13 protein-coding genes and 1 tRNA gene are annotated in these 11970 nt (G+C 60.6%); 8 read left to right on the top strand and 6 right to left on the bottom strand.

All coding sequences use genetic code 11. The features are described from left to right. Nucleotides 1-20 precede the first annotated feature (20 nt). Nucleotides 21-785, top strand: a complete 765-nt coding sequence (locus tag J3P94_RS05360; RefSeq protein ID WP_434571854.1) for an SDR family NAD(P)-dependent oxidoreductase — start codon at nt 21-23, stop codon at nt 783-785. 28 nt (nt 786-813) lie between these two features. Then, nucleotides 814-1119, top strand: a complete 306-nt coding sequence (locus tag J3P94_RS05355) for a YkgJ family cysteine cluster protein (RefSeq protein ID WP_434571853.1) — start codon at nt 814-816, stop codon at nt 1117-1119. A 116-nt stretch (nt 1120-1235) separates the two neighbouring features. On the opposite strand, the gene J3P94_RS05350 is transcribed toward J3P94_RS05355, so the two are convergent. The 6 genes from J3P94_RS05350 to hemA form a co-directional block, all read right to left on the bottom strand. Then, the gene (locus tag J3P94_RS05350; protein ID WP_434571851.1) at nt 1236-1754 is read right to left on the bottom strand and encodes an acyloxyacyl hydrolase; all 519 of its coding nucleotides are present in this window, start codon (nt 1752-1754) and stop codon (nt 1236-1238) included. Between the two features lie 112 nt (nt 1755-1866). Continuing rightward, the gene (gene murI, locus J3P94_RS05345; RefSeq protein ID WP_434571850.1) at nt 1867-2658 is read right to left on the bottom strand and encodes a glutamate racemase; all 792 of its coding nucleotides are present in this window, start codon (nt 2656-2658) and stop codon (nt 1867-1869) included. Continuing rightward, the gene (locus J3P94_RS05340; RefSeq protein WP_434571848.1) at nt 2651-3406 is read right to left on the bottom strand and encodes a molybdopterin-synthase adenylyltransferase MoeB; all 756 of its coding nucleotides are present in this window, start codon (nt 3404-3406) and stop codon (nt 2651-2653) included. Before J3P94_RS05340 ends, murI begins: the two co-directional genes overlap by 8 nt. Beyond that, nucleotides 3400-4230, bottom strand: coding sequence for a peptide chain release factor N(5)-glutamine methyltransferase (prmC, locus tag J3P94_RS05335; protein ID WP_434571846.1), 831 nt, complete (start codon nt 4228-4230; stop codon nt 3400-3402). Before prmC ends, J3P94_RS05340 begins: the two co-directional genes overlap by 7 nt. A gap of 14 nt (nt 4231-4244) precedes the next feature. Then, nucleotides 4245-5327, bottom strand: coding sequence for a peptide chain release factor 1 (prfA, locus tag J3P94_RS05330; protein WP_305498846.1), 1083 nt, complete (start codon nt 5325-5327; stop codon nt 4245-4247). After that, complete coding sequence (gene hemA, locus J3P94_RS05325) at nt 5327-6613, bottom strand: glutamyl-tRNA reductase (RefSeq protein WP_434571844.1); 1287 nt, start codon at nt 6611-6613, stop codon at nt 5327-5329. The genes prfA and hemA overlap by 1 nt, the downstream gene beginning before the upstream one ends. A gap of 181 nt (nt 6614-6794) precedes the next feature. Between hemA and J3P94_RS05320 the strand changes: the two genes are divergently transcribed. From J3P94_RS05320 to J3P94_RS05295, 6 genes are all read left to right on the top strand, one after another. Then, nucleotides 6795-8519 (top strand): tetratricopeptide repeat protein, encoded by a 1725-nt coding sequence (locus J3P94_RS05320; protein WP_434571842.1) that lies wholly within the window; start codon nt 6795-6797, stop codon nt 8517-8519. Nucleotides 8520-8522: 3 nt separating this feature from the next. After that, complete coding sequence (gene lolB / locus J3P94_RS05315; protein WP_434558626.1) at nt 8523-9140, top strand: lipoprotein insertase outer membrane protein LolB; 618 nt, start codon at nt 8523-8525, stop codon at nt 9138-9140. 1 nt (nt 9141) lies between these two features. Continuing rightward, nucleotides 9142-9993, top strand: a complete 852-nt coding sequence (gene ispE / locus J3P94_RS05310) for a 4-(cytidine 5'-diphospho)-2-C-methyl-D-erythritol kinase (RefSeq protein ID WP_434571840.1) — start codon at nt 9142-9144, stop codon at nt 9991-9993. A 37-nt stretch (nt 9994-10030) separates the two neighbouring features. Further along, nucleotides 10031-10105: transfer RNA gene (locus J3P94_RS05305), tRNA-Gln, on the top strand. Between the two features lie 47 nt (nt 10106-10152). Continuing rightward, nucleotides 10153-11094 carry a ribose-phosphate pyrophosphokinase gene (locus tag J3P94_RS05300; RefSeq protein WP_003171603.1) on the top strand — a complete coding sequence of 314 codons (942 nt, stop codon included), beginning with the start codon at nt 10153-10155 and terminating at the stop codon, nt 11092-11094. 142 nt (nt 11095-11236) lie between these two features. After that, on the top strand, nt 11237-11839 hold the full coding sequence (locus J3P94_RS05295) for a 50S ribosomal protein L25/general stress protein Ctc (protein ID WP_186612429.1): 603 nt from the start codon (nt 11237-11239) through the stop codon (nt 11837-11839). The last annotated feature ends 131 nt before the right edge of the window (nt 11840-11970 follow it).

Genomic DNA, 11970 nt, shown 5'->3' with positions numbered 1-11970 from the left:
CGGTAAACAAGGAGTGAGTAATGGGTTCGACACCGCCACGGCGATACTGGCTGACCGGCGCCGGTAACGGAATTGGCGCCTCTTTGGCCGAATCGATACTGCGTACCGGCGCCCATCTGGCTGTCAGCTCACGCTTGCCGTGCGATGCGCTTTCGGCAAGATATCCAGGACAGGTCCTGATCGTGGCCGGCAATTTGACCGACAGTCAGGCCGTACGCGAGGCGGGCGAGCGAATCGCCCAGGAATGGGGCTCCCTGGATACCGTGATCATCAACGCCGGAACCGCCGAATACATCAGCGGACAACCCGTCGACCCATCGATCATCGAACACATCGTGCGCAGCAACCTGCTGGCCGCCAGCCTGTGTATCGAGGCGGCCGCACCATTGCTGCGCGCCGGCAACGGGACCCATCTGGTGGGCATCGCCAGCCCGCTGACCTATCTGCCGCCCTCGCAATTCGAGGCCGGGGACCAGGGGATGCGCTTTTTATTCGAATCGGCTCGCGGCAAACTGGCCCGCGATGGCATCGACGTCACCATCGTGCACCCAGGGTTCGACAACTCATCGCCGGCCATCGACGATGGCTTGCCGCCGTCGATTCGCTGGTCTGCTGAAACGGCGGCCCATCACATCCTGACCCAACTGACCGAACGTCCCCTTGAAGTGATCCTGCCCGCCATGACCATGGACCTGCTTTGGCCATTGCCATCGAACGACACGGTGCTGGCGGGCGCGCATTCACGTTCGGACAGTTACCAGTGCCCGATCAAGGGACGCCCCTGAATAGCGCGCTTGCCTTACACTGCGCGCCATGAAGACCATCCCGCTGCACGAAATCCCCGCCCCGGCCGTCACGTGTTCAACGTGTGCGGCGTGCTGCTGCCAACTGGAAGTCATGTTGATCACCGACACCGGCGTGCCCGAGCGCTTCATCGACACGGATGACTGGGGTGGAGAAGTGATGCTGCGTCTTGACGACGGCTGGTGCGCGGCGCTGGATCGCGACACCATGAGATGCACAATCTACGAAAAGCGCCCACTGATCTGCCGGGAGTTCGAGATGGGTGCGCCAGAATGCCTGGAAGAGCGCCAGGGCATTGCAACGGCGTACAGATAAAACAAGCTTTTATGTGGGAGCGAGCCTGCTCGCGAATGCGCTGGGCCAGCCAATATCAACCCGACTGACCCAACGCTTCGCGAGCAGGCTCGCTCCCACTGTGCCCAAGCGTTTTGTTACAGCGGCATTGTGTAATGCAATGCGTAGCTTTCCACACCGTCGTTGGTCGACTTGATGCCGGCGTTGGAATAGTGAGTGGCACGGATGCCGACTTCATGCCCGCCATTGAAGCGCAGGCCAAAGCCGATGCGGTCTTCGAACTGGAACGCTGTGCCGAGCTTGTTGCTTTCGATTTCAGTGTTTTCAAACAGCGCAACACCGACGCCTGCCTCGATGTAAGGCTTCACGTTCTGACCAGCAAACTCATACACCAGGACTGGCGAGAACGACAGGCTGTGGTTGCTCGAAGTTTCGTCCCCCTCCCAGTACGTATAGGCACCGCTCCAGTAACCGGTCAGGCGACCCACGTCGCTCTGCAGCCAGCTCTTGTCCCAATCGAATTGCATGCCCAGGCGATAAGTCATGGTCGAGTCGCCGGTCTGGCCAACCCCGAATTCCACGCCCGCCGCCTGTGCGGTGTAAGTGTGCCCCAGCAACGCAGCCGCAAATGCGGCAAAGCAGAATAAACGCTTCATTAGAAACATCCTTTTCCGACAGCCTTAGTTAGTTTTTCTTACAGAAGACACAGCTATAGAAATCCACGCCAAATCAGAAGTTCAGCACGATTCACATAATTTTCACGTTTTTTTACAGAGCGAAGCTTCGCACAATGCCAGACGAATTCCATAGCATCGGTAGGATATTTCTTAAATGTATCGGATCAGCGCTACTCCAGAATTGAGTTTCGCTGGCAGGCCCGTCAGCCAGTAGCGCCCGCTCCGCCAACAAGCGCTGGAGTTGCCGGGCCACGGCGGCGCCCGTATCGATCAGACTGATATGGGCGGGAATCATCTGTTTGAGCAACGGCTTGAGGAATGGATAGTGCGTACAGCCAAGGATCAGTGTGTCGCAGCCAGCCGCCAGCAGCGGGTTGACGTAGCCTTGTAGCAGTTGGTGCAAGGCCGAACTGTGCAGGTCCCCCGCCTCGATCAATTCCACCAGTCCCGGACAAGGCTGCGTGATCACGCGGACATCCGTGGCGAAGCGGTCGAGCAATGCGGCAAATTTGGCGCTCTGCAAGGTGCCAGTCGTTGCCAGCACGCCAACGATGCCGCTTCGCGTCGCGGCGGCAGCCGGCTTGACCGCCGGCTCCATACCAACGATGGGCCAGTCGGGGTAGTCGCGACGCAGGTCAGCCACCCCGGCAACTGTCGCGGTGTTGCAGGCCACCACCAAAGCCTTGGCGCCCTCGCGCTGGAAAAAATCGGCAATGACCGCGCAGCGCTGCCGGATGAATTCCGGGCTTTTTTCGCCATAGGGAATATGCCCGCAGTCGCCAACGTACAGCAGCGACTCATTGGGCAACAACCGACGGATTTCACCCAGCACCGACAGCCCGCCGACACCCGAGTCGAACACACCGACCGGCGCCTCACGCATGCCGGTTACCGCAGACACCGCAGCGCGGATCGCGCTTGACGCGTAGTTCGCGAAAACGCGTGCCCAGGGCATCGATCAGCAGCAGGCGCCCCACCAGGGGCTCACCGAAACCCGCCAGCAACTTCAAGGCTTCCAGCGCCTGGAGACTGCCTACCAAACCCACCAGCGGCCCGAGCACACCGGCTTCGCTGCAGGTCAGTTCGGCTTCGCTGCCGTGCCCGTAAAGGCAGTGGTAACAAGGACTTTCAGGGCGACGTGGGTCGAATACCGACAGTTGCCCTTCCAGGCGAATCGCTGCGCCGCTGACCAGGGGCTTGGCGGCGGTGACACACGCCGCATTCACCGCTTCGCGGGTAGCAAAGTTGTCGGAACAGTCGAGCACCACATCCACCGCCGCCACCGCGCCGGCCAGGGAGTCTTCATCCATGGCGGTCGAATGGGAAACCAGGCGAACCTCGGGATTGATGGCGGTCAGGCGACGCACCGCCGAATCGACCTTGGTGAGGCCGACGCTATCGGTGTCGTGAATGATCTGTCGCTGAAGGTTGGTCAGGTCGACCGTGTCGAAATCCGCCAGGTGCAACTCGCCGACGCCAGCGGCGGCCAGGTACAACGCCACCGGGGCGCCCAGGCCACCGAGGCCGATGATCAATACGCGGCCCTGCTTGAGGCGCAGCTGCCCATCGATGTCGATGTGCTGCAACAGAATCTGGCGACTGTAGCGCAGCAGTTCTTGATCATTCAGCACGGCAGGCGTCCCAGGCTGATGCGTTCGTGATTACCCAGATCCTTGCGACTGTGGACTTCGGCAAACTCTTGCTTTTGCAACAGACCACGCACCGCCTCGGCCTGGTCATAACCGTGCTCCAGCATCAGCCAGCCGCCTGCCCCGAGATGATCGGGGGCCTGGGCGATGATTGCACGCAAGTCGTCGAGACCGTCCGCCCCCGCCACCAGCGCACTGGCCGGCTCGAAGCGCACATCGCCCTCGGCCAGGTGCGGATCGCTGGCGGCTATATAAGGCGGGTTGCTGATGATCAGGTCGAAACGCTCGCCTTCCAGGGCGCTGAACCAGTGACTGCTGAGCACCGTGACATTGCGCAGGCCCAGGCGCTGGCGATTGCGCTCGGCCAGGGCCACGGCTTCCAGCACCCGGTCGACCGCCGTGACGTTCCAGGCCGGACGCTCGCTGGCCAGCGCCAGGGCAATCGCGCCGCTGCCGGTGCCAAGGTCGAGGACCCGGGCGGGCGTGGCTGGCAACAATGCCAGTGCGGTCTCGACCAACAGTTCAGTGTCGGGTCGGGGGATCAGCGTATGGGGCGCGACTTCCAGGTCGAGCTTCCAGAAACCCTGCTGCCCGAGAATATAAGCCACCGGCTCGCCGGAGCGACGGCGACGCAAGTATTCGGAAAACAACAGCGCCGCCTCGCTCGGCACGATTCGCTCGGGCCAGGTGTGCAGGAAGCTGCGGGACTTGCCCAGGGCGGCGGCCAGCAACAGCTCGGCGTCCAGTCGTGGACTGGGCGAATCCGGCAATTGCGCGGCGCGAAGCAAGCTGGCGATGATGGTCATGGGTTTACCTCTGCTTACTCGCCAATCGCGGCCAGCTGGTCGGCCTGGTATTCAGCGAGCAAGGGCTCGATGACGGCGTCGACACCACCTGCAAGAATTTCGTCGAGGGAATACAGGGTCAGGTTGACACGGTGGTCGGTGACCCGGCCCTGGGCAAAGTTGTAGGTACGGATCCGCTCGGAACGGTCGCCCGAGCCCACCAGCAACTTGCGTTCGCTGGCGATGGCATTGGCGGCGGCGCTGGTCTGCTGGTCGTTGAGCTTGGCCGACAACCAGGCCATCGCCCGCGCCCGGTTCTTGTGCTGGGAGCGCTCTTCCTGGCACTCCACCACGATGCCCGAAGGCAAGTGCGTGATGCGAATCGCCGAGTCGGTCTTGTTCACGTGCTGGCCGCCCGCGCCGGAAGACCGGTAGGTGTCGACGCGCAGGTCCGCCGGGTTGATCTCGATGGCTTCCTGTTCGTCCGGCTCGGGCAAGACCGCCACGGTGCAGGCGGACGTATGGATGCGCCCCTGGGATTCGGTGGCCGGCACGCGTTGTACGCGGTGGGCGCCGGACTCGAACTTCAACTTGCCATAGACGTTATCGCCCTCGACCCGGGCGATAACTTCTTTATAGCCGCCGTGTTCGCCTTCGTTTTCCGAGAGGATCTCGACCCGCCAGCCGCGACGCTCGGCGTAGCGCGAATACATGCGGAACAGGTCGCCGGAAAAGATCGCCGCCTCGTCGCCGCCAGTGCCGGCGCGGATTTCGAGGAACACGTTGCGCCCGTCGTTCGGGTCCTTGGGCAACAGCATGCGTTGCAGGTTGCTTTCCAGCTCGACCAGTTGCTCCTTGGCTTCGCGAACTTCTTCCACGGCCATCTCGCGCAGGTCCGGATCGCTGTCCTTGAGCAGCGCCTGGGCGCCCTCAAGGTCGCTCTGCACCTTGAGCAACTGCTTGTAGGTCGCAACGATCGGCTCGACTTCCGCGTACTCCTTGGAGTAGGTGCGAAATTTGTTCTGGTCGGAAATGACTTCGCCATCGCCCAGCAAGGCGGTCAGTTCCTCGAAACGGTCCTGGAGAATATCCAGCTTATTGAGCAGTGACGCTTTCATTACGGTTTCTTATCCGATAAGCCATCCGGTGAAGCTTCACCGAGGGCGAAAAGTTCCTGGGCCATGGCCAGCGCATCGAGGCGGCCTTCGGCGGTCAGCTTCTTGAGCTGGACACTGGGCGCGTGAAGCAATTTGTTGGTCAGGCCACGCGCCAGTTGCACCAACACCTCTTCGGCGCTGCCGCCGTTGGCCAGCAGGCGCTGGGCCTTTTGCAATTCTTCGTCGCGTAGCCGCTCGCTTTGCTGACGATACGCCTTGAGCACATCCACCGCCGCCAGCTCGCGCAGGCGCACCATGAAGTCCTCGGCGCCAACGGTGATCATTTCCTCCGCCGCCTGGGCCGCGCCCTGACGGCTCTTGAGGTTCTCGGCAACGACTTCGTGCAGGTCATCGACACTGTAGAGGTAAACGTCGTCGAGTTCGCCCACTTCCGGCTCGATGTCGCGGGGAACGGCGATATCGACCATGAAGATCGGCTTGTGCTTGCGCAGCTTCAGGGCGCTTTCCACCGCGCCCTTGCCGAGGATCGGCAGTTGGCTGGCGGTGGAACTGATGACGATGTCGCTGTGCACCAGCTCGGCGGGAATGTCCGAGAGCAGCACTGCATGAGCGCCGAACTGCTCGGCCAGGGTGCTGGCGCGCTCCAGGGTGCGGTTGGCGACCACGATGCGCTTCACGCCGAGGTCGTGCAGGTGCCGGGCGACCAGGGTAATGGTCTCGCCCGCGCCGATCAGCAGCGCCTGGCTGCGTTGCAAATCACTGAAAATCTGTTTCGCCAGGCTGACGGCGGCGAACGCCACGGACACCGGGTTTTCGCCAATGGCCGTGTCGGTGCGTACTTGCTTGGCGGCATTGAAGGTGGCCTGGAACAGACGTCCCAGCAGCGGGCCAACCGTTCCGGCCTCGCGGGCCACGGCGTAGGCCGATTTCATCTGGCCGAGAATCTGCGGTTCGCCCAGCACCAGCGAATCGAGCCCGGAGGCGACGCGCATCATGTGACGAACTGCCGCATCGTCCTCATGCACATAAGCACTGGCGCGCAGTTCTTCAAGGCTCAGATCATGGTATTGGGCCAGCCAGCGCAGCACCGAATCGGCCGAAACGTGATCCTGCTCGATATAAAGCTCACTGCGATTGCAGGTGGAGAGAATTGCAGCTTCTCGGCTGTCGGTGAGTCGGCAGAGCTGCTGCAGGGCCTCCACCAGCTGCTCAGGCGTAAAGGCCACCCGCTCGCGGACGTCTACTGAAGCAGTCTTGTGGTTGATACCAAGTGCAAGGAAGGCCATTCAAGGTCGCTGGTGGTGACGTGAAGCCGGCAATTGTCCTACTTCGTCAGATTCAGAACAACTACCACCGACTATTGTCACAATTACCTGTGCCTATGAGGCATCCACCGAGACTCGGTTATGTTTGGCCGATGGCTTGTGTCATGATGATCCGACCGCAGGTTAGTCGCCCTCTTCCTATATGAATAGATCTTTCGCGTTGCTCCTCGCTTTTGCCTTCCTCGGCGGCTGCCAGTCCATGGCCCCCGTCTCGACGGACGGTACGCCACCGGTCGAAGACAGCACCCCGGCCCCCGAAAAGCCCAAGGTCTACGGATCGTTCAGCGAAGAAACCATCTTCAGCCTGTTGAGCGCCGAACTGGCCGGCCAGCGCAATCGCTTCGATATTGCCTTGGACAACTATGTGACCCAGGCCGTCAACACCCAGGATCCGGGCATCTCCGAGCGGGCCTTTCGCATCGCCGAATACCTGGGGGCCGACCAGCCCGCGCTGGATACGGCGCTGATCTGGGCCAGGAACGCACCCGACGATCTCGAAGCGCAACGCGCCGCCGCCGTGCAACTGGCGCGCGCGGGCCGTTACGACGATTCCATGATGTATATGGAGAAAGTCCTGCTGGGCAAGGGCGATACCCATTTCGATTTCCTCGCGCTGTCTGCGGCCGATACCGACCAGGAAACCCGCGACGGCCTGATGAAGAGTTTCGACCGCCTGCTGCAGCGTCACCCGAACAACGGGCAGCTGATTTTCGGCAAGGCCTTGCTCTTGCAACAGAACGGCGACTCCCAGGGTGCCCTCACGCTACTGGAGGACAACCCGCCGGAACCCGGCGAAGTGGCGCCTATCCTGTTGCGCGCCCGCCTCTTGCAAAGCATGAATCGCGGCGATGAAGCCCTGCCGCTGATGGAAAAAAGCATCAAGAAATACCCGGACGACAAACGCCTGCGCCTCACCTATGCACGCATGCTGGTGGAAAACAACCGCATGGACGACGCCAAGGTCGAGTTCTCCAGCCTGGTCCAGCAGTATCCTGAAGACGACGACCTGCGCTATTCCCTGGCGTTGGTCTGCCTGGAAGCCAAGGCCTGGGAAGAAGCCAAGGGTTATCTGGAGGACCTGATCGCCCGCGAAAGCCACGTCGATTCGGCCCACCTGAACCTGGGGCGCATCGCCGAAGAACGCAACGACCCCGAAAGCGCGCTGATCGAGTACGCCCAGGTCGGCCCGGGTAACGACTACCTGCCCGCGCAGTTGCGCCAGGCCGACATCCTGATCGGCAATGGTCGGGCGGCCGAGGCCCAGAGTCGCCTGGCCATCCAGCGCGACACCCAGCCGGACTACGGCATCCAGCTCTACCTGATCGAGGCCGAGACCCTGGCGGCGAACAACCAGAGCGACAAGGCCTGGGCCGTGCTGCAACAAGCCTTGAAGCAATACCCGGACGACCTGAACCTGTTGTATACCCGATCCATGCTGGCGGAAAAACGCAATGACCTGGCCCAGATGGAAGAGGACCTGCGTCTGATCATCCAGCGTGATCCCGACAACGCCATGGCGCTCAACGCCCTCGGCTACACCTTGTCGGATCGCACCACCCGCTACGATGAAGCCAAGGTGCTGATCGAGAAAGCCCATCAGATCAATCCGGAAGACCCTGCCGTGCTCGACAGCCTTGGCTGGGTGAATTTCCGCCTGGGCAACCTCGACGAAGCCGAACGCCTGTTGCGCCAGGCCCTGGAGCGCTTCCCCGACCAGGAAGTCGCCGCTCACCTGGGTGAAGTCCTGTGGGCCAACGGCAAACAGCGCGAGGCCCGGCAGATCTGGAGCAAATTCCTCAAGGAACAGCCCGACAGCCCGATTCTGCGCAGCACCATCAAACGCCTGACCGGATCAGAGACTCTTTAAGCCATGTTTTTGCGCCACTTCATCGTCTTCAGCTTTATCGCCCTGCTCGCCGGTTGCGCGGGCTTCGGCGCCCGCGAGTCCGTCCAGGGCCAAGGCAACCAGGCCCAGTGGCGCGTGCACAAGGAACAACTGAGCGGCCTCGACGGCTGGCAGATCGACGGCAAGATCGGTATTCGCGCGCCTAAAGACTCGGGCAGCGGCACCTTGTTCTGGTTGCAGCGCCAGGATTACTACGACATTCGCCTTTCCGGCCCGCTGGGTCGTGGCGCGGCACGGCTGACCGGCAGGCCAGGCCAGGTTTCGCTGGAAGTCGCCAACCAGGGACGCTACGAGGCGCCCAGCCCCGAGGCGTTGCTGGAAGAACAGCTGGGCTGGAAACTGCCGGTATCGCACCTTACCTGGTGGGTCCGCGGCCTTCCGGCGCCGGACAGCAAAAGCCGCCTGACCCTGGATGCCGACAGTCGCCTGTCCAATCTGGAACAGGACGACTGGCAGATCGAATACCTCAGCTATGCCCAGCAGAACGGTTACTGGTTGCCCGAGCGCATCAAGCTGCACGGCAGCAACCTCGACGTCACGCTGGTCATCAAGCAATGGCAGCCGCGCAAGCTGGGGCAATGACATGAGCGCAACACGCCTGACGCTGCCCTCCCCGGCCAAGCTCAACCTGATGCTGCATATCCTCGGCCGGCGTCCGGACGGTTACCACGAATTGCAGACGATTTTTCAGTTCCTCGACTACGGCGACGAGATCACCTTCGCCGTACGCGATGACGGCGTGATCCATCTTCACACCGAGTTCGACGGCGTACCCCATGACAGCAACCTGATCGTCAAGGCCGCGAAAAAACTCCAGGAGCAATCCGGTTGTTCGCTGGGCATCGACATCTGGATCGAAAAAATCCTGCCCATGGGCGGCGGTATCGGTGGCGGCAGTTCGAATGCGGCGACGACTCTGCTGGGCCTAAACCATTTGTGGCAGCTTGGCTGGGACCTGGATCGCCTGGCAGCGCTGGGCCTGACACTGGGCGCCGACGTACCGGTTTTCGTGCGTGGCCACGCGGCTTTTGCCGAGGGCGTCGGGGAAAAACTCACCCCGGTGGAACCCGAAGAACCCTGGTATCTGGTACTGGTGCCGCAAGTATCTGTAAGTACAGCAGAAATTTTTTCAGATCCGCTGTTGACACGTAACTCGGAGCCCATTAAAGTGCGCCCCGTTCCCAAGGGAAACAGTCGAAATGACTGCTTACCGGTGGTAGCAAGGCGTTATCCAGATGTTCGTAACGCTTTGAATTTGTTAGGTAAATTTACCGAAGCAAAACTCACCGGAACTGGAAGTTGTGTGTTTGGGGGCTTCCCAAGCAAAGCTGAAGCTGATAAAGTCTCGGCCCTTCTGACAGAGACCCTTACAGGGTTTGTAGCAAAGGGAAGCAACGTTTCGATGTTGCATCGCAAGCTACAAAGTCTGCTCTAAAAGGAATCGAGTGCTGGGCACTCGCAGCAACAGATACAGGGGCGTCGCCAAGCGGTAAGGCAGCAGGTTTTGATCCTGCCATGCGTTGGTTCGAATCCAGCCGCCCCTGCCATTTTCCTATACTCATCCAGGTATACCCTCAGCCTTCAGGTACTGCGCGTGTCCAAGATGATGGTCTTTACGGGGAACGCTAACCCCGATCTGGCTCGGCGTGTAGTACGTCAGCTGCATATCCCTCTCGGTGACATTTCTGTCGGTAAGTTCTCCGACGGCGAAATCACTGCCGAGATCAATGAAAACGTTCGCGGTAAAGACGTCTTCATTATTCAGCCGACTTGCGCTCCGACCAACGATAACCTGATGGAACTCGTCGTGATGGCTGATGCCTTCCGCCGCTCCTCGGCTACTCGTATTACTGCTGTTATTCCTTACTTTGGTTATGCCCGTCAGGATCGCCGTCCGCGTTCCGCACGTGTGGCTATCAGCGCGAAAGTCGTCGCCGATATGCTCACCGTGGTCGGCATCGATCGTGTACTCACGGTCGATCTGCATGCTGACCAGATCCAGGGCTTCTTCGATATTCCCGTGGACAACATCTACGGCTCCCCGGTCCTGGTGGATGACATTGAAGATCAGCGCTTCGAAAACCTGATGATCGTGTCCCCGGATATCGGCGGCGTCGTGCGTGCACGGGCTGTTGCCAAATCCCTGGGCGTGGATCTGGGTATCATCGACAAACGCCGTGAGAAGGCCAATCACTCCGAAGTGATGCACATCATCGGCGACGTCGAAGGGCGCACCTGTATTCTGGTCGATGACATGGTCGATACCGCCGGCACCCTGTGCCACGCGGCCAAGGCCCTGAAAGAGCATGGCGCTGCCAAGGTCTTTGCCTACTGCACACACCCTGTGCTGTCGGGTCGAGCGATCGAAAACATTGAAAATTCCGTGCTGGACGAACTGGTGGTAACCAATACCATCCCGCTGTCCGCTGCAGCACAAGCCTGTGCGCGTATCCGTCAACTGGATATCGCACCGGTAGTTGCCGAGGCGGTTCGCCGCATCAGCAATGAAGAATCGATCAGTGCGATGTTCCGTTAAGGGCCCTGCCCTTTCCAGGATGTCTCGCTGACGAAAAGCGCCCCGCCCCGGCATCACCTGTCGGGGCGGGGCTTTTTTGCCCATACCGTGCCTGGCGCTGGTCGCAAACGCCACTCGGTCATGGCTATTTTGGAGATACAACATGAACGATTTTACTCTGAATGCTGAAGTGCGTTCCGACCTGGGGAAAGGTGCGAGCCGCCGCCTGCGTCGTCTCGCAAGCCTGGTTCCAGCTGTAGTCTACGGTGGCGACAAAGCCCCTGAGTCCATCAGCATGCTGGCCAAAGAAGTTGCCAAACTGCTCGAAAACGAAGCGGCCTACAGCCACATCATCGAGCTGAACGTTGGTGGCACCAAGCAAAACGTCGTGATCAAAGCCCTGCAGCGTCACCCGGCCAAAGGCCACGTGATGCACGCTGACTTCGTCCGCGTTGTTGCCGGTCAGAAGCTGACTGCTGTTGTTCCAGTGCACTTCATCAACGAAGCTGCTCCGGTCAAGAAAGGCGGCGAGATCTCGCACGTGACTTCCGAACTGGAAGTTTCCTGCCTGCCGAAAGACCTGCCTGAATTCATCGAAGTCGACCTGGCTGACGCCGAAATCGGCACGATCATTCACCTGTCCGACCTCAAGGCCCCTAAAGGCGTTGAGTTTGTTGCCCTGGCTCACGGTGATGACAAGGCTGTTGCCAACGTCCACGCTCCACGTGTTGCTCCAGAAGCTACTGAAGAAGGCGCTGCAGAGTAATTTCACTCTGTCGCCGGGGTGACCGGAAACATCGCGGACTGGAACGTAGCGAGACAACGGGCAAGAACGCGAAGTTTACTTAACGGTAGATCCGCAATTTTCGTTCGTTGTCGCCATACACCTGACCGCGA

Origin of the sequence: Pseudomonas sp. Z3-8, assembly GCF_051131975.1 — a bacterium.
Classification (GTDB): Bacteria; Pseudomonadota; Gammaproteobacteria; order Pseudomonadales; family Pseudomonadaceae; genus Aquipseudomonas.
Note: the sequence above shows the minus strand (reverse complement) of the source record. Positions and strands in the feature narration are given on the sequence as shown.